This is a genomic window from Ruegeria sp. C8 (assembly GCF_056537565.1).
In genome coordinates, this window is the sequence record NZ_JBQFRV010000012.1 from 123,083 (window position 1) to 143,958 (window position 20,876).

Annotated in this window: 18 protein-coding genes; 14 read left to right on the top strand and 4 right to left on the bottom strand. The window is 61.1% G+C overall.

Annotation, left to right across the window (positions count from 1 at the left end):
- Positions 1-4: 4 nt before the first annotated feature.
- Positions 5-187, bottom strand: coding sequence for a DUF1674 domain-containing protein (locus tag ACR0KL_RS16160; RefSeq protein ID WP_170643653.1), 183 nt, complete (start codon positions 185-187; stop codon positions 5-7).
- A 90-nt stretch (positions 188-277) separates the two neighbouring features.
- Between ACR0KL_RS16160 and ACR0KL_RS16165 the strand changes: the two genes are divergently transcribed.
- From ACR0KL_RS16165 to ACR0KL_RS16200, 8 genes are all read left to right on the top strand, one after another.
- The gene (locus tag ACR0KL_RS16165; RefSeq protein ID WP_480777270.1) at positions 278-1,534 is read left to right on the top strand and encodes an RsmB/NOP family class I SAM-dependent RNA methyltransferase; all 1,257 of its coding nucleotides are present in this window, start codon (positions 278-280) and stop codon (positions 1,532-1,534) included.
- A gap of 90 nt (positions 1,535-1,624) precedes the next feature.
- Positions 1,625-3,364 carry a heparinase II/III domain-containing protein gene (locus tag ACR0KL_RS16170; protein WP_170679382.1) on the top strand — a complete coding sequence of 580 codons (1,740 nt, stop codon included), beginning with the start codon at positions 1,625-1,627 and terminating at the stop codon, positions 3,362-3,364.
- A 22-nt stretch (positions 3,365-3,386) separates the two neighbouring features.
- Positions 3,387-4,976, top strand: coding sequence for a bifunctional phosphoribosylaminoimidazolecarboxamide formyltransferase/IMP cyclohydrolase (gene purH, locus ACR0KL_RS16175; protein WP_170679380.1), 1,590 nt, complete (start codon positions 3,387-3,389; stop codon positions 4,974-4,976).
- Complete coding sequence (lspA, locus tag ACR0KL_RS16180; protein ID WP_170679378.1) at positions 4,976-5,446, top strand: signal peptidase II; 471 nt, start codon at positions 4,976-4,978, stop codon at positions 5,444-5,446. Before purH ends, lspA begins: the two co-directional genes overlap by 1 nt.
- A 50-nt stretch (positions 5,447-5,496) precedes the next feature.
- Complete coding sequence (locus tag ACR0KL_RS16185) at positions 5,497-6,012, top strand: DUF3035 domain-containing protein (protein ID WP_170555488.1); 516 nt, start codon at positions 5,497-5,499, stop codon at positions 6,010-6,012.
- An 82-nt stretch (positions 6,013-6,094) separates the two neighbouring features.
- A complete protein-coding gene (locus ACR0KL_RS16190) occupies positions 6,095-7,435 on the top strand; it encodes a M16 family metallopeptidase (protein WP_480777271.1) in 1,341 nt (446 codons plus the stop codon).
- Positions 7,432-8,736 carry a M16 family metallopeptidase gene (locus tag ACR0KL_RS16195; protein ID WP_170679374.1) on the top strand — a complete coding sequence of 435 codons (1,305 nt, stop codon included), beginning with the start codon at positions 7,432-7,434 and terminating at the stop codon, positions 8,734-8,736. Before ACR0KL_RS16190 ends, ACR0KL_RS16195 begins: the two co-directional genes overlap by 4 nt.
- Before the next feature lie 209 nt (positions 8,737-8,945).
- On the top strand, positions 8,946-9,110 hold the full coding sequence (locus ACR0KL_RS16200) for a hypothetical protein (RefSeq protein ID WP_170379318.1): 165 nt from the start codon (positions 8,946-8,948) through the stop codon (positions 9,108-9,110).
- 52 nt (positions 9,111-9,162) lie between these two features.
- Here ACR0KL_RS16200 and ACR0KL_RS16205 read toward each other — a convergent pair whose 3' ends face one another.
- From ACR0KL_RS16205 to deoC, 3 genes are read right to left on the bottom strand one after another with little or no spacing between them, the layout of a single operon-like run.
- Complete coding sequence (locus ACR0KL_RS16205) at positions 9,163-9,972, bottom strand: SDR family oxidoreductase (RefSeq protein ID WP_170679372.1); 810 nt, start codon at positions 9,970-9,972, stop codon at positions 9,163-9,165.
- Positions 9,973-9,997: 25 nt separating this feature from the next.
- Positions 9,998-12,331 carry an aldehyde dehydrogenase family protein gene (locus ACR0KL_RS16210; protein ID WP_170679370.1) on the bottom strand — a complete coding sequence of 778 codons (2,334 nt, stop codon included), beginning with the start codon at positions 12,329-12,331 and terminating at the stop codon, positions 9,998-10,000.
- A gap of 11 nt (positions 12,332-12,342) precedes the next feature.
- Complete coding sequence (gene deoC / locus ACR0KL_RS16215) at positions 12,343-13,341, bottom strand: deoxyribose-phosphate aldolase (RefSeq protein WP_170679368.1); 999 nt, start codon at positions 13,339-13,341, stop codon at positions 12,343-12,345.
- A gap of 202 nt (positions 13,342-13,543) precedes the next feature.
- On the opposite strand from deoC, the gene ACR0KL_RS16220 reads away from it, so the two are divergent.
- The 6 genes from ACR0KL_RS16220 (at position 13,544) to ACR0KL_RS16245 (ending at position 20,876) form a co-directional block, all read left to right on the top strand.
- Positions 13,544-14,497 carry a metal ABC transporter solute-binding protein, Zn/Mn family gene (locus ACR0KL_RS16220; RefSeq protein ID WP_480777272.1) on the top strand — a complete coding sequence of 318 codons (954 nt, stop codon included), beginning with the start codon at positions 13,544-13,546 and terminating at the stop codon, positions 14,495-14,497.
- A 3-nt stretch (positions 14,498-14,500) separates the two neighbouring features.
- On the top strand, positions 14,501-15,304 hold the full coding sequence (locus tag ACR0KL_RS16225; protein ID WP_170528763.1) for a metal ABC transporter ATP-binding protein: 804 nt from the start codon (positions 14,501-14,503) through the stop codon (positions 15,302-15,304).
- Positions 15,305-15,307: 3 nt separating this feature from the next.
- Positions 15,308-16,513, top strand: a complete 1,206-nt coding sequence (locus ACR0KL_RS16230) for a metal ABC transporter permease (RefSeq protein WP_170679362.1) — start codon at positions 15,308-15,310, stop codon at positions 16,511-16,513.
- Positions 16,510-17,439 carry a metal ABC transporter permease gene (locus tag ACR0KL_RS16235; protein ID WP_170679360.1) on the top strand — a complete coding sequence of 310 codons (930 nt, stop codon included), beginning with the start codon at positions 16,510-16,512 and terminating at the stop codon, positions 17,437-17,439. The genes ACR0KL_RS16230 and ACR0KL_RS16235 overlap by 4 nt, the downstream gene beginning before the upstream one ends.
- A 287-nt stretch (positions 17,440-17,726) precedes the next feature.
- The gene (gene mutL / locus ACR0KL_RS16240) at positions 17,727-19,589 is read left to right on the top strand and encodes a DNA mismatch repair endonuclease MutL (protein WP_170679358.1); all 1,863 of its coding nucleotides are present in this window, start codon (positions 17,727-17,729) and stop codon (positions 19,587-19,589) included.
- 57 nt (positions 19,590-19,646) lie between these two features.
- On the top strand, positions 19,647-20,876 hold the full coding sequence (locus ACR0KL_RS16245; protein WP_170679356.1) for a DNA recombination protein RmuC: 1,230 nt from the start codon (positions 19,647-19,649) through the stop codon (positions 20,874-20,876).

Sequence of the window (20,876 nt, forward strand, 5' to 3'; positions counted from 1 at the left end):
CCCATCAGAAGTCGATGGCGATGCCCTTTTTCTCCCAATCGCCATAACGCGCCGGGTCTGGTCCGTCACGTCCGCCCAGCTCTTTCGGCATGTCTTTTGCCTCGGCTTCAGCCTTGCGACGGCGCTCGGCGGCCTCGGCCAGTGCGCGCTGGGCTGCGGGCGGTAGATCTTTGGTGTCGTCACTCATGACATCGGGTTCCTTTCCGGTCACGGTCTTGATATACGCCCCCGTCCGCCAAAGGCAATGCGGACGACAAGCACATCAAAAGGCGGTTCCATGTCCGACAATGCAACAGCGGCGCGACGCAGCGCGATCTATCTGCTGGATCAGATTTTGGGCGAAGGGCGGCTTTTGTCCGAATGTCTGGCCGCAGGCGCGCTGGACCGTCTGGCCCCGGAAGACCGGGCGCGGGCGCAACGCCTGACGCTGGAAACCCTGCGCGGGCTCGAGCGTGCGGACCGGCTACTCGACAATCACCTCAATCGCACCCCGGCGCTGACTGTCCACAACGCGTTGCGTCTGGGCGCGGTTGAGCTGTGCCACGGCGAGGCCGCGCATGGTGTGGTGAATTCCATGGTCGAGATTGTTGGCCGCTCGCGCAAGCATGGTCGCCTCAAGGGATTGGTCAATGCAGTGCTGCGCAAGGTGGCCGCCGAAGGGCCAGACGCTTGGCCCAAGATGCGCGTGCCGCGTCTGCCGGACTGGCTTCGTGATCCGCTGGTCATGGCGTGGGGGGCAGAGGCCGTTGCGGGTATGGAGCAAGCGCATTTCGTAGCTGCCCCACTGGATCTGACGGTCAAGCCGGGCTCGGACGCGCCGGGTCAGGTGCTGCCGACCGGGTCAATGCGCGTGCAGGATGCGGGACAGGTTTCGGCGTTGCCGGGCTACAACGCAGGCGATTGGTGGGTGCAGGATGCGGCGGCGGCGATGCCGGTGCGCGTGCTGGCCCCTCAGGCCGGTGAGAAAATCCTCGACCTTTGCGCCGCGCCCGGGGGCAAGACGCTGCAACTGGCCGCTGCTGGGGCCGACGTGACAGCACTGGATATCTCGGAGCAGCGGTTAGAGCGGGTGCGCGAAAACCTCACGCGCACCGGGTTGAAGGCGACTGTCATCGCGGGCGACGCGCTGGAACATCAGGGTCAGTATGATGCGATCTTGCTGGATGCGCCCTGTTCGGCAACCGGTACGATCCGCCGTCACCCCGATCTGCCCTTTGCCAAGGACGGCTCGGAGTTTGGCGGTTTGATCGAGTTGCAGACACAGATGCTGGCCCATGCCTGGAGCCTGCTCAAGCCAGGCGGGCGGTTGGTCTATTGCACCTGCTCTTTGCTGCCTGACGAGGGCGAGGTGCAGGTCGAAGAGGCGCTGGCCATGTACCCGGACATGTCCGTGGATCGCGACGCGTTGAAGCGCGACGGGGTCGAACCGGAGTGGATCACCGAGGAAGGCGGTCTGCGTCTGCGGCCAGATTATTGGCCGGATCGCGGCGGGATGGATGGATTCTACATCGCCTGTCTGAACAAATCCGCCTGAGCGCATGCTTTTCGATGACTTGACGATCGGCACGGTCTATCGTTGGGTCTCAAGCGCCAGCAGAGCGCAAGAGGCAGAGTAACGAGCGTCATGTCAGATACGGACACCATGACCAGCCGGTGGATGCGGTTCCAGAACCGTCTCTATGCGCGCCTGAGCCAGCGGCAAAAGGCGGTCACGGGGTTTGTCACGCAGCCTGAACCGCGCACCGTCGGGTCTTTTGCCCGCGGCCGTCAGCTGGTGGCGGGTAATCTGCTGTTCTCCGGATATCTCGTCGAGGCACAGGATACGGGTCTGTGGGAGGTCACAGCCCCCAGTCTGGGCTTTGACGACGAGAGACACGGCTTTGCCTGGCTGGATGATCTGGCGGCAGTCGGCGATATGCGGGCGCGAGACAAGGCGCAGCGCTGGGTCTGGGGCTGGATCGAGGCGCATGGGCGCGGGCAAGGGCCCGGGTGGGTTCCCGATCTGACCGGACGGCGTGTCATGCGCTGGATCAATCACGCGTCTTTCTTGCTGCGCGGCGCAGACGAGGCGCAGAGCAAATTGTTTTTCCGGTCTCTCGCGCAACAAACATGGTTTCTGTCTAAACGCGCGCATGCCGCAACGCCGGGATTGCCGAGATTTGAGGCACTGGCCGGTCTGGTCCAGGCTGGATTGGCCTTGCAGGGGCTGGAGGGGATGGCCGATCCAGCCCTGCGTGCGCTGGCGCGCGAATGCGAACGGCAGGTCGACAAACAGGGCGGCATCCCAACGCGCAACCCTGAAGAGCTGCTTGAGGTGTTTACGCTGCTCGGCTGGACGTCCGCCGCTCTCAGCGATCTTGGGCGCGGCACGCCGGTGGCGCAGGCCGCAGCGATCAAGCGGATCGCGCCTACATTGCGCAGTTTGCGCCATGCGGATGGCGCTCTGGCCCGGTTCCATGGCGGCGGGCGTGGGATCGAAGGCCGTTTGGAACAAGCGCTGGCTCAAAGCGGGGTCAAGCACAAGGCGGCAACGGAATTGCCCATGGGTTTTGCCCGGCTCTCTGCCGCCCGCACGACGGTGATTGTGGATGCCAGCCCTCCGCCCGTTGGCGCGGCCTCGTTGAACGCGCATGCCTCAACCACGGCGTTCGAGCTGACCTCGGGCCGGCGTCCGCTGATCGTGAATTGCGGCTCAGGGGCCAGTTTTGGGCTGGATTGGCGTCGGGCGGGACGGGCCACGCCGTCTCATTCCACGCTCTGTCTGGATGGATATTCCAGCGCGCGTCTCGCCAAACCTGTGACGGGTAGCGAGCGGCAGGCGCTGGTGGATGCGCCGCAAGACGTTCCCGTGGATTTCGAGGACGCGTTCGAGGGCATCCGCTTTATGGTTGGCAACGATGGCTATACCAAGGTTTTCGGCCTGACCCACGCCCGCACGTTCGAGCTGCGCTTTGACGGGCGTGAGCTGACGGGCGAGGATATCCTGCTGACCACAAGCGAAAAATCCAAGCGGCAGTTTGACAAGGCGATGGATGCCTCGGGCCTTGCAGGTGTCGGGTTCGACATCCGGTTCCACCTGCACCCGGATGTGGATGCGGCCGTGGATTTGGGCGGCTCCGCAGTGTCGATGGCACTCAAAAGTGGCGAGATCTGGGTTTTCCGCCATGATGGCGTGGGAAAATTATCCGTCGAGCCAAGCGTTTACCTTGAAAAAGGGCGTTTAAAGCCGCGCGCGACAAAACAGATCGTTCTATCTGGCCGCGCAATGGAGTATGCGACGCGCATCCAGTGGACGTTGAGCAAGGCGCAGGATACAGCCTATGCCGTGCGCGACATGCACCGGGACGAACCCGAATTCGACTGACGCCAAAAGGACCTTTGGACCCATGACCGACCTTCACCCCGTGCGCCGCGCGTTGCTTTCCGTTTCCGACAAGACCGGGCTGATCGAGCTGGGAAAGGCGCTGGCCGAGCGCGGGATCGAATTGCTGTCCACTGGTGGAACCGCCAAGGCACTGCGTGATGCGGGGCTTGAGGTTCGGGACGTCAGCGAGATCACCGGCTTCCCCGAGATGATGGATGGCCGTGTGAAAACGCTGCACCCGATGGTGCATGGCGGCCTTCTGGCGCTGCGCGACAATGACAGTCACGTCGCGGCCATGGATGAACATGGAATTGGTGCGATCGACCTGCTGGTCGTGAACCTCTACCCTTTCGAGGCGACCGTGGCCAAAGGGGCCGACTATGACACCTGCATAGAGAATATTGATATCGGCGGTCCGGCGATGATCCGCGCGGCGTCCAAGAACCATGCTTTTGTGAATGTGGTTGTGGATGTCGAAGACTATTCATCGCTGCTTGACCAGTTGGAAGAGAACTATGGCAAGACGTCCTATGGCTTCCGCCAATGGCTGGCGCAAAAGGCTTATGCCCGCACAGCGGCCTATGACACAGCTGTTTCGAACTGGATGGCTGATGCCCTGCAGTTGGAGGCCCCCAAGCGCCGTGCCTTTGCCGGTGAGCTGAAACAGACCCTGCGCTATGGCGAGAACAGCCACCAGCAGGCGGCGTTTTATACCGATGGCACCAACCGCCCCGGCGTGGCGACCGCCCTGCAGCATCAGGGCAAGGAACTGAGCTACAACAACATCAACGACACTGACGCAGCCTTTGAGCTGGTTGCCGAGTTCAACCCTGCCGACACTGCCGCCTGCGCGATTATCAAACACGCCAACCCTTGCGGTGTCGCGACAGGCGCGAGTCTGCTGGACGCGTATAAATCGGCTTTCGATTGCGACCGGACCTCGGCCTTTGGCGGGATTGTTGCGCTCAACCAGCCTCTGGACGCGGAGACAGCGCAGGAAATCACCGGCATCTTCACCGAGGTCGTCATTGCCCCCGGTGCCTCGGATGAGGCCAAGGAGATCTTTGCCGCCAAGAAGAACCTGCGCCTGTTGACGACCGAGGGTCTGCCGGACGTAACCGCCGGTGGCAAAACCGTGCGTCAGGTGGCCGGTGGCCTTCTGGTCCAAGACAAGGATAACGGCTTTGTCGGCATGGATGACCTGAGAGTGGTCACCAAGAAAGCTCCGACCGACGAACAGATGCGAGACCTTCTGTTTGCGTGGAAAGTCGCCAAACACGTCAAATCCAACGCTATCGTCTACGTTAAGGACGGGGCGACCGTCGGGGTTGGCGCAGGCCAGATGAGCCGCGTCGACTCGGCGCTGATTGCGGCCAAGAAAGCCGAACGCATGGCTGATGTGCTTGGACTGCCGCAGCCGCTGACCATCGGCTCAGCCGTAGCCTCGGATGCGTTCTTTCCCTTCCCTGACGGTCTGATGGAAGCCGCCGAGGCCGGTGCCACTTGTGTGATCCAGCCCGGCGGCTCGATGCGCGATGACGAAGTGATCGCGGCGGCGGATGAGGCCGGTCTGGCCATGGTCTTCACCGGCATGCGCCACTTCCGCCACTGATGCGCAGCCGTCTTCTGCTCTGGGCTGCACTCACGGCCTTTCTGATCGACCAGATCAGCAAATATCTGGTCGTTCACGTGATGCGCGTGGCCGAGGGCAATATCGAGGTGCTGCCGCCGCTGCTTGTTTTCAAATATGGCGAGAATCGCGGGATCAACTTTGGCCTGTTTCAGGGGAATTCCGACGCCGCGCGTTGGGTTCTGATTGGTATCTCGGTTGCCGTCTGCATCGCTGTAGCGATCTGGCTGTGGCGGTCGGCCCCAACCAAAGTGATGCTGCTGAGCGGTGGGCTGCTGATTGGCGGAGCGCTGGGCAATGTGGTTGACCGGGTGCTGTATGGCTATGTTCTGGATTTCCTGAACATGTCCTGTTGTGGCATCAACAATCCCTTCGTGTTCAATCTGGCCGATGTGTTCATCTTTGCCGGCGCCATCGGACTTGTGTTGTTCGACAATAAAAAGGCCTCGTGACGCGCCCGAAGAGATGCGTTAAAAGCACCTGAAACAGGTTGGAGACTCTGATGCGGTTGTCGCGCGCCCTACTTGCCATGATCCTTGGTGCAGCCGTTGCAGGTTGCAACAACCCCGGCCTGCGCGATCTTGACCCTCCGGGGGAAGGGCCGGATGAGTTCTCCGTGCTGCCGGTCAAACCTCTGACCCAGCCGAAAGACTATGCGTTTCTGCCAGCCCCCACACCGGGCGGTGGCAACCTGACGGATCCGAACCCGAACGCAGACGCCGTAGTGGCCCTTGGGGGCAACGCGTCGGCGCTGAACCCGAATGCGGCGATCCCATCGTCAGATGCCGCGCTTGTAACTGCCTCAAGCCGTTATGGCGTTCCGGCAAACGCGCGCGCCGTGGTCGAGGCTGATGATGAAGCCTTCCGCAAGCGCCGTGGCCGTTGGACCGGTCTGCGCCTGTTCCCGGTCGATCGCTACCAGCAGGTTTACGAACGTCAGTCGATCGATCCCTTTGTCGAGACCGATGCAGCCCGTCGTATTGGTGTAGAGACTCCGTCTTCACCTCCGAATGAATAATTCTTTAACTTTCTGTCATCTCCCTTGATCCCGCCGGGCTCCACCGTAGTTTGAAGTCTAGAAACGAAACGGAGGATGCCCCATGGTTCGGGCTTTGGCACTATCTGCCGCCCTGATTGCAGCCACCCCGGTCCTTGCCGAGGACGGGAAAGAGGCGGTCACGACCTTCACTTTGGACAACGGCATGGATGTCGTCGTGGTCGAGGATCACCGCGCGCCGGTCGTGCAGCACATGGTCTGGTATCGCGCCGGATCGGCAGATGAGCCGATCGGGTCGTCCGGCGTGGCGCATTTCCTCGAACATCTGCTGTTCAAGGGCACCGATACTCTGGCACCGGGCGAGTTCTCGGCCACGGTTGCGGCCAATGGGGGCAATGACAACGCTTTTACCTCCTATGACTACACGGCCTATTTCCAGCGCGTCGCGGCCGACCGACTGGAGCTGATGATGCAGATGGAGTCGGACCGGATGCGGAATATTCGCTTGTCCGAAGACGATATTGCCACCGAACGCGACGTGATTCTGGAAGAACGGAACCAGCGCACTGACAACAACCCGCGCGCGCTGTTTGGCGAGCAGATGAACGCGGCGCAATACCTCAACCACCGCTATGGCGTCCCGATCATCGGCTGGCGGCATGAGATGGAGACGCTGGACATGGAGGACGCGCTCTCCTTCTACCAGACGCACTACGCCCCCAATAACGCCATCCTTGTCGTGACCGGAGATGTCGACCCGGACGAGGTGCGTAGTCTTGCGGATCAGTATTACGGTGTGATCCCGGCCAATCTGGATCTGCCGGAACGCGTCCGCTCGCAGGAGCCTCCGCAAACCGCGGAACGTCGCCTGACCTACAAAGACCCGCGTGTGTCGCAGCCCTATGTGCAGCGCAGCTATCTGGCCCCGGAACGCGATCCGGGCGCACAGGAGAAAGCGGCAGCCCTATTTCTGTTGGCCGAGCTTCTTGGGGGCGGCACGACCTCATATCTGAACGAGAAACTGCAATTCGAAGATCAGGTCGTTACCTATGCAGGCGCGTTCTACCGAGGCGTCTCGTTGGATGATACCACCTTTGACCTTTTGGTTGTTCCGGCCGTAGGCGTCTCGCTGCAAGAGGCCGAGGATGCCATGGATCGGGTCGTGGCGGAGTTCATCGTCGAGGGCGTGAACGAAGAAGATCTTGACCGGATCAAGATGCAACTGCGCGCCTCGCAGACCTACGCCCGCGACAATGTAGACGGCATCGGCAACCGCTATGGTCGAGCCCTGACCAGCGGATTGACGGTTGAGGATGTACAGGCCTGGCCCGACGTCCTGCAGGCCGTGACCGGGGATGAAATCATCGCCGCCGCCCGCGAGGTTCTGCAACTGGAAAGCTCGGTCACCGGCTGGCTGATGAAGGATGATGAGGTGACCCAATGAAACGCATCTTTGCAACCCTGATCGCCTTTGTCATCGCGCTGCCCGCATGGGCCGAGATTGAGATTGAGGAGGTCACCTCTCCCGGTGGAATCACCGCATGGTTGGTCGAGGATCACTCGATCCCCTTCGCAGCGCTCGAGCTGCGCTTTCGCGGTGGTACCTCGCTGGATGACCCGGACAAGCGCGGCGCGGTTTACCTGATGAGTGGCCTGATCGAAGAGGGCGCGGGTGATATGGACGCCCGCACCTATGCGCGCGAGTTGGAGTCGCTGGCCGCCTCATTCACCTATAATGCCGGGGACGACTCGGTTTCGATCTCCGCCCGCTTCCTGACCGAAAACCGGGACGAGGTGATTGATCTGCTGCGAACAACCTTGCTTGAGCCGCGCTTTGATGAAGACGCGGTGGAACGTGTGAAGGCGCAGATCCTGTCCGGCCTGCGCTCGGACCAGACCGATCCGAACGATATAGCCGGTCGCAGCTTTGCCGCTATGGCCTATGGCGATCATCCCTACGGGTCCGAGGGCAAAGGCACACTTGAAACCGTGGCAGCCTTGACGCGCGACGATGTAGTCACCGCTTATGAGAGCGTATTTGCTAAGGATCGCCTCTACGTTGGCGCTGTCGGCGACATCACAGCCGAGGAACTGGGCGTGCTGCTGGATACCCTGCTGCTGGACCTGCCCGAGACTGGCAAACCGATCCCGGAAAAAGCCGAGGTTCAGATCGAGGGTGGCGTAAGCGTGGTCGAATTCGACACGCCGCAATCCGTGGCGCTGTTCTCGCAGAAAGGGATCGACCGTGATGATCCTGATTTCTTCGCGGCTTTTGTCCTGAACCACATCCTTGGCGGCGGCGGTTTCGAAAGCCGCCTGATGCAAGAGGTGCGCGAAAAGCGCGGCCTGACCTACGGCGTCTATTCCTATCTGGCGCCCAAGGACCTGGCCTCGGTCTATTTGGGTTCAGTTTCTTCCTCCAACGATCGCATCGCTGAAGCCGTCGAGGTGATCCGCGACGAATGGGCCCGGGCGGCGTCCGAGGGTGTGACCCAGAAGGAGTTGGACGACGCCAAGACCTATCTGACCGGCGCCTATCCGCTTCGGTTTGATGGCAACGGCCGTATTGCCGGGATCATGGTCGGGATGCAGATGCAGGGTCTGCCAATCGACTATATCGCGACTCGCAACGACAAGGTGAATGCGGTGACGCTGGATGAGATCAATCGCGTCGCGTCTGAACTGCTGGACCCAGAGGGCCTGCACTTCACCATTGTCGGAAAACCGGAAGGGGTGGACGGCTGACACCGTCCCCCCACGCTGAGGGCAGGATACCTATTGATAACGAGCGATGCGCCGCTTACCGGATCGGCAACTCTCCGCCTTAACTTACCGTTAACGCGTCTTGGCCATACTTTAGCCAGAAATGTCGAGAATTCTGTGATAATCGGAGTATGAGATGAGATTCCCTTGGTCCTCATCTCTTGTCACAGCTTGGGATGGATAGTGACGCTATGGTAGTTGCGATTATGGGATTGGGCACAGTTGCAGGGTTGCTGACCTTTGCGGCAGCTTTGATTCTAGGCCAATCCCTGCTCAGCGCCTTTGCACTTTACGTGGTGGCCGGCGTCCTGACCTCGCTGCTGGTCGCCGCAGGGATCTATTTCAGAAGCTCTTGAGCTAGCTGTAGCCGAAACAAAGCCCCGCGGCTGAACATTCAGCCTTCAAGCTTTAGCCCTCTTTCGCCGCCCGCAGCATCTGACCCATCATCTGGCCAAACTTACCCGAGCCGCGCTGATACAAGGCTCCATCAACGGCCATGACTGTGCCGCTGATATAGCTGGCCATATCAGAGCTGAGGAACAGGCAGGCATTGGCCACGTCCTTCGGTTGTCCCCAACGGCCCAATGGAACGTCCTTACGCAGCGCTTCGCCCGCATCGGGTGTTGGCGCAAGGCGTTTGGCCCCTTCGGTGCCCTCGATGAAACCAGGCACAACCGAGTTCACACGGATGCCTTCGACGCCCCATTCCATGGACAGTGTTCGGGTGATCTGATCAACACCCGCCTTGGCCGCGCAGACATGAGCCTGCCCTTCATAAGGCAGATAGGATTGCGGGGCCGAGATGTTGATGATGCTGCCACCAGGCCGTTTGAGGTAAGGGTAGGCCCCTTTCAGAACATGAACGGTGCCCATCAGGTCGATGTCGACAACTGTCTTGAATGCATTGACGGACATCTCGGACATCAGCGCCGGGAAATTCCCCGCCGCACCTGACACCAGCACGTCGAAATCACCAAACGCATCATGGAACTGTTTCAACCCCGCCGCCACGGCGTCCGGATCGCGCACGTCAAACGCCGCACCGATGGCCTCTGCCGCGCCTGCCGCTTTCAGCGCAGCGACGGTATCATCCACTTTTTCTTGTGAGCGGCTGGCAACCGCCAACCTCGCGCCCGAGGCCGCAAAGGCCTCGGCAATGCCCCGGTTAATACCGCTGGTGCCGCCAATGACGATGACGGTTTTGTTTGCAAAGTCCATGTGGGCCTCCCGTGATGCGGGAGCCCTACTCGCCGTAGGGCACCCAGATGTTTTTCACTTCGGTCGCAGCCTGAAGGAAGCGGCGGGAATGGTCCATGCTCCAATCAAATGCCGTCGCGTTATTGACCCAGGTCCGTTTCAGGTTCCCGGCTGAGACAACCTCAATCTCTTTCGACAGATCCGTCGATGAGAAAGACCAGACCGCATCCACGTTCAGGTGCGAGGCCAGCGGCTTCGCCAGTTCCGCATGGCTGCCGGTCAGGATATTGACCACACCTGCGGGCACGTCCGATGTTTCGAGAATCTGATAGAAATCCGTCGCCGCCAGCGGATACGGCTCGGATGCGGCCAGTACGACCTGGTTGCCCATGGCGATCGCAGGCGCCATGGCCGAGACCAGCCCAAGCAGAGGGGCCTCATCCGCGCAGAGCGCGCCGATCACGCCAACGGGTTCTTTCATGGCGATTGCCACGCCCCGGATCGGAACGCCATGCACCTGACCGTCATATTTGTCGGCCCAGGCAGCTGCGGTGAACAGGCGCTGGATCGAGGCTTCGACCTCTTTCACGCCGTCTTTCTTGCCGGTCATGGCGTCGATACGGGCGGCGAACTCACCCGCGCGGGCCGAGAGGTTCTCGCCGATATAGTACAATATCTGTGCCCGCAGATGGCCGGTGGTCTTGGACCAGCCTTTCGCGCCAGCGGCGGCCTCAACCGCGTTGCGGACGTCCTTGCGGTTGGCAAGACCTACATGACCCAAAAGACCGGACTTACCCCAAACAGGCTTGGAGTACCCCCCGTCGGGCCGCGCCTGCTTGCCACCCACATACATCTTGGCGGTGCGGTCGATGGGATCTACCGGAGCACCTTCGCCCATGGTCGCCACGACTTTTGCCAGCGGCTTGGCCTTGCCTTTGGGCTTGGTGTAGGCCGTCAGCCCCTCCCAACCGCCTTCACGGCCAAAACCACTTTCGCGCACTCCGCCGAACCCGGCTGCGGCGTCGAACAGGTTGGTGGCGTTGACCCAGACCACGCCCGCAACCAGCTTGGGCGCGATATCCAGCGCGAGGTTCACATTCTCGGTCCAGACCGTAGCGGCCAGGCCGTAGCGGGTGTTGTTGGCCAGTTCTACGGCCTCAGCTGGGGTGCGGAAGGTCGAGGAGACCAGAACCGGGCCAAAAATCTCCTCCTGCATCAGAGGGTCCGAGGTCTCGAGCCCCGAGATCAGCGTCGGAGGGTAGTAGCAGCCGTTTTCCGGCAGCTCACAGGCGGCCTGATGGACATGGCCTGCGGTGTTGCTGTCGACCATGGATTTGATCGTCTGCAGCTGAACCGGGTCCACAACCGCGCCGACGTCGATGCATTTGTCCAGCGGATCACCGATGCGCAAGCCGTCCATCCGGGTGCGCAGCTTGTCGTGGAAGCGGTCGGCAATGCCCTCCTGCACCAGCAGACGGGACCCTGCACAGCAAACCTGCCCCTGATTGAACCAGATCGCATCTACCAGCCCCTCGATCGCACTGTCGATGTCAGCGTCGTCGAAGACGATATAGGCGGACTTGCCTCCCAGCTCCAAGGTCAGTTCCTTGCCCGAACCCGCAGTCGCCTCGCGGATACGCCGCCCCACAACGGTCGAGCCGGTAAACGCGATCTTGTCCACGTCCGCGTTTACGATCATCTCACCCACCGCGCCGTCTCCGGTCACGATATTGACGACGCCTTTGGGTAGCCCGGCCTGTGAGCAGATATCAGCGAACAGCAGCGCGGTCAGCGAGGTATATTCGGCCGGTTTCAACACCACCGTATTCCCCATCGCAAGCGCGGGCGCAATCTTCCAGGCCAGCATCAGCAAAGGGAAGTTCCACGGGATGATCTGCCCGCATACGCCCAAGGCCTCTGCATCGGGCAACTCGCTCTCCATCAATTGCGCCATACCGGCGTGATAGTAGAAGTGGCGTTGCGCCAGAGGGATGTCGATGTCACGCGATTCACGGATCGGCTTGCCGTTATCCATGCTCTCCAGCACGGCGAACAGGCGCGAATGTTTTTGCAACAGCCGCGCAATGGCATAGAGATACCGCGCCCGGCCTGCGCCGCCCAGTTTCTCCCACTTGGGTTGCGCCTTGCGGGCAGCCGCGACGGCCGCGTCCACATCAGCTTGCTTGGCCTGGGTCAGCTTGGCCAAAACCTCTCCGGTCGCTGGGTTGCGGCTTTCGAACCCTTTGCCCGGTTTGGTGAAACTCCCGTCGATATAGTGACCGAACTTGTCGCCCTGATCGACCAGCCAGGCCAAAGCTTCTGCTGCGCTTTCAGGGGCGGGGCCATAGTCCATGGTCTCGAAGATTTCTTTGACTGTCATTGTGCTTTTCCTCAGCCCATGGAGTGGCGATAATCGGCGGAATACGCGCCCGTCACATAATGTTCCAACTGCCGTTCGATATCGCCCAGCAGTGATGAGGCGCCAAAGCGGAACAGGTCCGGCTCCAGCCAGCGGTCGCCCAGCTCATCCTTGATTAGCGACAGGTAGACCAAGGCATCCTTGGCCTTGGAAATGCCGCCCGCAGGCTTGTACCCGACACGATATCCGGTGCGGTCATAGTAGTCGCGAATCGCGCGGATCATCACCAGCGATACGGGCAGAGTAGCGTTGACGCTTTCCTTCCCGGTTGAGGTTTTGATGAAATCCGCCCCCGCCATCATGCAGACCAGCGAGGCGCGCGCGACGTTGCGCAGGCTGCCCAGCTCTCCGGTCGCCAGAATGGCTTTGACATGCGCATCGCCGCAGGCCACGCGGAACGCCTTCATCTCGTCATACAAAGCCTGCCAATCGCCCGACAGCACGTGACGGCGTGAGATGACAATGTCGATCTCTTCCGCTCCGGCTTTCACGCTTTCTTCTATCTCGGCCACGCGCAGATGGAACGGCGACAAGCCCGCCGGAAACCCGGTGGAGACGGCAGCCACGGGTATCCCAGTGCCTTTCAAAGCGGCAACGGCAGTCTCGATCATGTCGTGATAGACGCAGACGGCCCCTGTGGTGATTGCGGGCATATCCAGCGCTTGCAAAGTTGCTGGCGCAACCGGTTGCCGCGCTTTAGCGCACAAACGGCGCACGCGTCCCACCGTGTCGTCACCTGACAGTGTGGTGAGGTCGATCATGGTGACCGCCTTCAGCAGCCACGCAGCCTGATGTTCCTTCTTCACCGACCGCCGACCGGGCAGGGTCGTGGCCCGGCGCTCGATCGCCGAGGTATTGGCCTGCACGGCGCGGACCCAATCCAGATCAAGATCCATTCCGGGGTTTCTGGGTTCGGTGACTTGCGGCAGATGCGCGGTGCGCACGGGGCTGTCTGAGCGCTGCGGTTCCATTCTCACATCCTTTGGGAGGTTTGCGCCAAAATCGCACGGCTTGGCAGTAAATGGAAGGCAGCAGAGCGGCCTTGCGGTATTTTTTTGACCATTTGGACAAATAAAATGGGATTTTGTTGCGACTAATTCGCAATAGCATTGACTTAGTTGCGAGTCGTTCTCATATTTAATCGCAACAGGGTCCGAATTCCGGAGATCAACTATGATTCGTCGCAGTTTCCTTACTGCTCTCGCTATCGCCGCCGCCATGCCGCTTGCCGCATGGGCACAGGCTCCGCTGAAGGTCGTGGCAACGACCGGCATGATTGCCGACGCCGTGCGACAGGTTGGCGGCGATCAGGTCGAGGTTAAGGGCCTCATGGGTCCCGGTGTTGATCCGCATGCCTATCGCCAGACCCGCAGCGATATCGTCGCCATGACCCGCGCGGATCTGGTGCTGTGGCACGGTCTCTACCTTGAAGCGCAGATGGAGGATTTCTTTGGAGACCTCAGCCGCAAGCAGACCGTGGTAGCCGTGGCCGAAAGCGTCGAAAAATCGAAGCTGCGCGCGCACGACGACTATGCCGACAAATATGACCCGCATATCTGGATGAGCCCGGTCCTGTGGGCCGATGTGGTCGCCAAAGTCCAAGAGACACTAACGGAGGCCCGCCCCGAGGCTGCCGAGATTTTTGCCGCAAACGCACAGGTGCATCTGGCTGAGCTGGACGCTCTGACAGCCTATGCAGAACAGGCCCTGACCGCAGTGCCCGAAGGCAGCCGTGTGTTGCTAACCGCCCATGACGCCTTTGGCTATTTCGGTGCGGCCTATGGCTATGAAGTAATGGGCGTGCAGGGCATCTCGACCCAGTCCGAGGCCGGTCTGAACCGGATCGGAGAGCTGGTCGACACTCTGGTCGACCGCCAGTTGACCGCCGTGTTCGTAGAAAGCTCGGTCTCGGATCGCTCGATGCGTGCGCTTATTGAAGGGGCTGCGGCCAAGGGCCACAAAGTCTCGGTCGGGGGTGAGCTGTACTCCGATGCCATGGGCGAGCCAGGCACATATGAGGGCACCTATGTCGGCATGCTGGATCACAATATCACCGTGATAGCAGGGGCCTTGGGGGCTGAAGTTCCAGATCAGGGTCTGAACGGCAAACTGTCTGCGGGGTTTTGAGTGATGCTAGAGCTTGCAGCTGTTCAGGGTGTTTCCGTCGAAGACCAAGGGATTGAGGCCAGCCCGCTGGCAGTGCGGGGTCTGACAGTCTCATACGGTCAGAAGCCCGCTGTATTCTCGGTGGATATGACGGTTCAGCCGGGAGCGATGACCGCGATTATTGGCCCCAACGGGGCAGGGAAGTCGACACTCCTGAAAGCGGCGCTTGGGATCGTCACGCCCTTGTCCGGGCAGGTGACAGTGTTCGGTCAACCGCTCGAGGCACAGCGTGCCCGGATCGCCTATGTCCCGCAGCGCGCCAGTGTTGATTGGGATTTCCCGACCCGCGTTATTGACGTGGTTCTCATGGGCCTGTCGCGTCAACTGGGCCTGTTGGGCCGTGTCCGCGCGCGGCACAAAGCGGCAGCGATGGATTGCCTGAACCGCGTTGGCATGCGCGACTTTGCGGATCGTCAGATCGGTCAGCTTTCAGGTGGCCAGCAACAGCGCGTGTTTCTGGCACGTGCCTTGGCGCAGGACGCCGATCTGTATCTCTTGGACGAGCCCTTCGCTGGTGTCGATGCGGCCACCGAAAAAGCCATCATCGCGGTGCTGAAATCGCTGAAAGAGGCGGGCAAGACCGTGGTAGTCGTGCATCACGATCTGGCCACGGTCTCGGACTACTTTGATCATGTCTTCCTGATCAACACACGCAAGATCGCCGAGGGCTCGGTGGCGCAGGCCTTTACCGCCGAAACCCTGCAATCCGCATACGGAGGCCGCTTGGCCACCGCCCAAATCGACCAGATTTCGCGCGCGCTGGGGTAGGGAATGCTCTGGGATGCGCTCAGCCTGCAGCTTGGCTACAACGCCACGCTGGTCGCTATTGGTGCGAGTTTGCTGGGAGTCTCGGCCGGTGTGACCGGCACCTTTCTTTTTTTGCGCAAACGCGCGCTGGTCAGTGACGCGATCAGTCATGCGACTTTGCCGGGGGTCTGTCTGGCCTTCATGTTGCTTGTCGCTTTGGGTGGGGATGGGCGTAACCTGCTGGGGCTGCTGGCCGGATCGGCGGTGTCGGCTTGGGTTGGTCTGCTCTGCCTGAACTGGCTAACGCGCCACACGCGACTGGCCGAGGATGCAGCCATTGGCGCGGTTCTATCGGTGTTTTTCGGCTTCGGAATCGTCCTACTGACCGTCATTCAGACCATGGGCGTTGGTCGGCAAGCGGGGTTGGAGGGCTTCCTTCTCGGATCAACCGCCGGGATGCTGTGGGCGGATGCCTTGATCATCGCGATCGGAGGTGCGGCGACTCTGGTGCTTGTGATGATCCTGCGCCGCCCGATGACTTTGGTGGCGTTTGACCCCGAATATGCCGCCGCCCGGGGCTTGCCCGTGCATCGCATTGACCTTGCCATGATGGGTCTGGTGATGGCGGTCACTGTGGTGGGCCTGAAGATCGTTGGTCTGATCCTGATCGTGGCTTTGCTGATCATCCCTCCAGTCACCGCGCGGTTCTGGTCCGAGCGGTCGGATCGCGTCGTCTTGCTGGCCGGTCTCGCGGGTGGTTTGGCGGGCTATATCGGCGCCGCCTTGTCGGCCACTGCGCCGAATCTGCCGACTGGGCCTATCATCGTTCTGGTCAGCTTCGCCTTCTTCGTCCTGTCCCTGTTCCTCGCCCCGGTCCGCGGGATTCTGGCCGCCGTTCTGCGCCATCTGAGGTTCCAACGTCGGGTGCATATCCGGCAAGGGCTGTTGGCTTTGGCACAAGGCCAGAAGATCTACGAACCTCTAACCCTGCGCCTGTTGCGCCACGCTGATCTTGTGCGCGCCGATGGCGTAGCGACCGAGGCTGGCAAAGCTCGCGCTGCAAAAGCGTTGCGCGATGAAAAGCGGTGGGAGGTCGTGCGCGCGGATCAGGCGCATGAGGCGACTGCCGCGCTATACGATGGCCTGCGTGACATCGAAACCGTACTGACCAAGGATCAGATCGCGGAAATAGACAATCGCATCGGCGGACCACAGGGGGTTCCGACATGAGCGGTGAAGAATTCGTTCCCCTGTCGCTGACGCCACTGCTGATCGGCACCTTCGCGGCGATAGCCTGCGCCTTGCCCGGCAATTTCCTCGTGCTGCGCAAACAGGCGCTGATCGGGGATGCGATCAGCCATGTGGTCCTGCCCGGCATCGTTGTGGCCTTTCTGCTGACCGGAGCGATCTCCACCTGGCCCATGATGCTGGGCGCGGCGGGAGCGGCGATCGTTGCCGTTGTTCTGATCGAGGCGATCCGGAGGCTGGGTCAAATCGAGCCGGGTGCGGCGATGGGTGTGGTCTTTACCACGATGTTTGCGGCAGGTGTGCTGCTGTTGGAGCAGACGGATACCTCAACCGTGCATCTGGATGTGGAACATGCGCTTTACGGCAATCTGGAAAGCCAGATCTGGCTGGATGCGACGGGCTGGTCCTCACTTTGGGACTTGCAGGCCTTGGCCGGGCTGCCGCCTGAACTGCCTCGGATCGCGGTGACGATGCTGGGTGTTCTGCTGTTCACATGGCTGTTCTGGCGGCCACTGAAAATCTCGACCTTCGATGAGGGGTTCGCTCGCACCATGGGTATCCGCACGGGCGCGCTAGGACTGGCGTTGGTCATCGTCGCCGCGATCGCTGCTGTTGCCGCCTTTGATGCCGTCGGCTCGATCATCGTGATCGCCATGTTCATCTGCCCCCCTGCTGCGGCGCGCATGATGACCAACCGGCTGGAGACGCAAATCGCCTGGAGCGTGGGATTCGCCATCCTCTCAGCTGTTTCGGGATATGTGCTGGCCGGGTATGGCCCGCTTTGGCTGGGCGCGGCGGACGCCGTCAGCGCGGCAGGGATGATCGCCACCATGTCCGGCGCGATCCTGGCCCTGACCGCCATTTTCGGCCCGTGCCGCACCCGAGTGGGTGCGCACACACCTGCGTGAAGCGGCACTTTCCTGCCACTGGTTCCCGCAGGTCATCGGCTGAACTTTGCCCAGAGTAAATAAAGATGACTCTTAATAAGCAATTTAACTAATTGCATGTTAGGTCAATTACATTACCGGCTAACAACTACCACTCACTTCGGTAAGTCCGGGCAGGGTTCGGTGAGGGCGGCACAGCCAGCCCCCGAACACTGTCCGGCCCCCCTCCTTCTTGATCTGAAAGATCGGCCGATATTACGGTTCAATCCGGTGGCAGAATCGGGCCGTGATGTGCTAGGTCTGGTGGTATGGCGCAGACGACCCCCAATATCAGCGAAACACGACCCGTTATCCGGCAGCTCGACGATGCTGCGATCAACCGCATCGCCGCGGGTGAAGTGGTCGAACGCCCGGCCTCGGCCGTCAAGGAACTGGTCGAGAATGCCATCGACGCCGGAGCCACCCGTATTGCCATAGATATCGCGGGCGGGGGCAAGACCTTGATTCGTGTCACCGATGATGGCTGTGGTATCGCGCCCGAGGATCTGCCGCTGGCCTTGTCGCGCCATGCGACCTCGAAAATCGACGGGTCGGACCTTTTGAACATTCACACCTTCGGCTTTCGGGGTGAAGCTTTGCCCTCGCTCGGCGCGGTAGGTCGCTTGTCGATCACCAGCCGCGTTCCGGGCGCGAATGCGGCGTCAATTGCGGTTTCGGGCGGCAAGATGGAGGCGGTGAAGCCCGCCGCCCTTCGTGCAGGCACAGTGGTCGAGCTGCGCGATCTGTTTTTCGCCACGCCGGCACGGCTCAAGTTTATGCGAACCGATCGGGCCGAGGCTCAGGCCATTGGCGATACGGTCAAACGCCTCGCCATGGCTGAGCCTTCCGTCACGTTCACCTTGCGCGATGTTTCGGGCGGAGGTCAGGGTCGCGTGACCTTCCGCGCCGACCGCGAGAATGGCGATCTTTTCGATGCCCTCCACGCCCGTCTGGCCCGCGTGATCGGTCGCGAGTTCGCCGATAACGCCCTGCAGATTGACGCGACCCGCGAAGGTATTCGGTTGTACGGCTATGCTGCCCTTCCGACCTATTCGCGCGGGGCTGCGGTCGCGCAATATCTGTTCGTCAATGGCCGTCCAGTCCGTGACAAGATGCTGACTGGCGCGCTTCGGGCCGCGTATTTCGATTTCCTCAGCCGCGACCGACACCCTGCTGCGGCGCTTTTCATCGACTGCGATCCGACGCTGGTGGACGTGAACGTGCATCCCGCCAAGTCAGAGGTTCGGTTCCGCGATCCCGGCGTCGCGCGTGGTTTGATCGTATCCGCCCTGCGCCACGCGCTGGCCGAAGCCGGACATCGGGCGTCCTCGACTGTTGCCAACGCGACTTTGGGCGCGATGCGGCCCGAGGCGCCGCAGCCTACCCCTGCGCGGGTCTACCAGATGGACCGGCCGTCGCAGGCGGCCCGGCAAGCCGCGTATCGGGCGCAATCCCCCGGCTTTGCTGAATTGGCAAGGGACTATAGCGGCAGCATCGTTGAGCCGACCCCGGTTGTGACCCCGGTGACCGCTGAAGAACCCGCGCCTCAGGACCTGCCCTTGGGGGCAGCACGCGGTCAGGTGCATGAAAATTACATCATCGCACAAACCGCCGACGGGATGGTCATCGTCGACCAGCACGCGGCGCATGAGCGGTTGGTTTATGAAAAGCTCAAAACGCAAATGGCCGAGAACGGTGTCGCCGCGCAGGCTTTGCTGATCCCCGAGATCGTCGAACTGTCCGAAGGCGATTGCGCGCGGCTGATGGCAGTGGCCGATGACCTTTCACGCCTTGGCCTGACGCTGGAGCCTTTTGGCGGCGGTGCCATTGCCGTGCGCGAAACCCCTGCCATTCTGGGCGAGGTTGATGCCCGCGCGATGATCCTGGATATCCTCGATGAGCTTGCCGATCAGGGCGACAGTCAGATGGTGCAGGCGCGGATTGAGGCGATCCTCAGCCGCGTTGCCTGCCGTGGTTCGATCCGCTCTGGCCGCCGGATGCGGGCCGAGGAAATGAACGCCCTGCTGCGCGAGATGGAGGCCACCCCGCATTCCGGCCAATGTAACCACGGGCGACCCACTTATGTTGAACTGAAACTCAGCGATATCGAGCGCCTGTTCGGGCGCAGTTGATCTGGTCACGCGAAGCGTCTAAAAAGATAGAAACAAAACGAGAACATACAGGTTTATATGATCGAGATTGCAGGCACCCAATATGCACTGAATGACCCCGTAATCCTCGTTGCGGGTGGCGTTCTGGCGCTGGTTCTTTTGTTGCTGTTTCTGTCGCTGCGGGCGTCGCAACGTTCCGCGCGGATGGCAGAGCCCCTCGCGCGACAGATGGCGCATCTGGGGCAACATGTGCAGGCGTTGGGGCAGGGGCAGGAGCAATTGCGCGGCGGGTTGCAGCATGTCTCGGACACGCAGGCCAATGCGCAGGTGCAGGTGATTCAGACGGTCGAATCCCGCCTTTCCTCGGTGCAGCAGCAGATGAATGACCGACTGGCCGACAATGCCATGAAATCGGCCCGCGCGCTGGCCGAAATGCAAGAGAGGATGAAGGAATCGCTGCACGGGTCCTCCAAGCAGACCGCGACTTCGCTGACCCAGCTTCAGGAGCGGTTGGCCGCCATAGACAAGGCGCAGGACAACATCACCAAGCTGTCCGGCGATGTGTTGTCGCTGCAGGATATCTTGTCGAACAAACAGACCAGGGGCGCGTTTGGTGAGATTCAGCTGAATGACATAGTCTCCAAAGCGCTTCCGCATGACAGTTTCCAGTTGCAGGCAACCCTCTCGAACGGACGCCGGGCGGATTGTCTGATCCATCTGCCGAACCCTCCGGGGCCGATTGTGATCGACAGCAAATTCCCGTTGGAAGCCTATGAGGCTCTGATTGGATCGACCAATGACGCCGAGCTAAAGGCGGCGGTTCAAATGTTCCGCAGCACGGTGCGCAAACACATCAACGATATCGCTGAGAAATACATTCTGGATGGCGAAACAGCCGATGGCGCGCTGATGTTCCTGCCGTCCGAGGCGGTCTATGCCGAGTTGCACGCCAAGTTCCCCGAATTGGTGCAGGAGAGTTTTACCAAACGCGTCTGGATCGTGTCACCGACCACCTGTATGGCGACGCTGAACACGATGCGCGCGATTCTAAAAGACGCAAGGATGCGGGAACAAGCAGGCGCCATCCGCAAAGAACTGGGAATGCTGCACAAGGATGTCGAGCGTCTGGGCGACCGCGTTGCCAATTTGGATCGTCATTTCGGGCAGGCGGCCAAGGATATCTCGGACATCAAGATCAGTGCGGAAAAAGCTGGCCGCAGGGCGCAACGGCTTGATAACTTTGATTTTGAGGAATTGGCGCCAGAGGCCCCCTCGGAGGTCGTCCCTTTGACGCGGCACGAGGGCTGA

Bases quoted from the DNA above. Each gene is read 5' to 3' on its own strand.
- ACR0KL_RS16160 (WP_170643653.1), bottom strand. From the start codon at position 187: ATGAGTGACGACACCAAAGATCTACCGCCCGCAGCCCAGCGCGCACTG.
- ACR0KL_RS16165 (WP_480777270.1), top strand. From the start codon at position 278: ATGTCCGACAATGCAACAGCGGCGCGACGCAGCGCGATCTATCTGCTG.
- ACR0KL_RS16170 (WP_170679382.1), top strand. From the start codon at position 1,625: ATGTCAGATACGGACACCATGACCAGCCGGTGGATGCGGTTCCAGAAC.
- purH (WP_170679380.1), top strand. From the start codon at position 3,387: ATGACCGACCTTCACCCCGTGCGCCGCGCGTTGCTTTCCGTTTCCGAC.
- lspA (WP_170679378.1), top strand. From the start codon at position 4,976: ATGCGCAGCCGTCTTCTGCTCTGGGCTGCACTCACGGCCTTTCTGATC.
- ACR0KL_RS16185 (WP_170555488.1), top strand. From the start codon at position 5,497: ATGCGGTTGTCGCGCGCCCTACTTGCCATGATCCTTGGTGCAGCCGTT.
- ACR0KL_RS16190 (WP_480777271.1), top strand. From the start codon at position 6,095: ATGGTTCGGGCTTTGGCACTATCTGCCGCCCTGATTGCAGCCACCCCG.
- ACR0KL_RS16195 (WP_170679374.1), top strand. From the start codon at position 7,432: ATGAAACGCATCTTTGCAACCCTGATCGCCTTTGTCATCGCGCTGCCC.
- ACR0KL_RS16200 (WP_170379318.1), top strand. From the start codon at position 8,946: ATGGTAGTTGCGATTATGGGATTGGGCACAGTTGCAGGGTTGCTGACC.
- ACR0KL_RS16205 (WP_170679372.1), bottom strand. From the start codon at position 9,972: ATGGACTTTGCAAACAAAACCGTCATCGTCATTGGCGGCACCAGCGGT.
- ACR0KL_RS16210 (WP_170679370.1), bottom strand. From the start codon at position 12,331: ATGACAGTCAAAGAAATCTTCGAGACCATGGACTATGGCCCCGCCCCT.
- deoC (WP_170679368.1), bottom strand. From the start codon at position 13,341: ATGGAACCGCAGCGCTCAGACAGCCCCGTGCGCACCGCGCATCTGCCG.
- ACR0KL_RS16220 (WP_480777272.1), top strand. From the start codon at position 13,544: ATGATTCGTCGCAGTTTCCTTACTGCTCTCGCTATCGCCGCCGCCATG.
- ACR0KL_RS16225 (WP_170528763.1), top strand. From the start codon at position 14,501: ATGCTAGAGCTTGCAGCTGTTCAGGGTGTTTCCGTCGAAGACCAAGGG.
- ACR0KL_RS16230 (WP_170679362.1), top strand. From the start codon at position 15,308: ATGCTCTGGGATGCGCTCAGCCTGCAGCTTGGCTACAACGCCACGCTG.
- ACR0KL_RS16235 (WP_170679360.1), top strand. From the start codon at position 16,510: ATGAGCGGTGAAGAATTCGTTCCCCTGTCGCTGACGCCACTGCTGATC.
- mutL (WP_170679358.1), top strand. From the start codon at position 17,727: ATGGCGCAGACGACCCCCAATATCAGCGAAACACGACCCGTTATCCGG.
- ACR0KL_RS16245 (WP_170679356.1), top strand. From the start codon at position 19,647: ATGATCGAGATTGCAGGCACCCAATATGCACTGAATGACCCCGTAATC.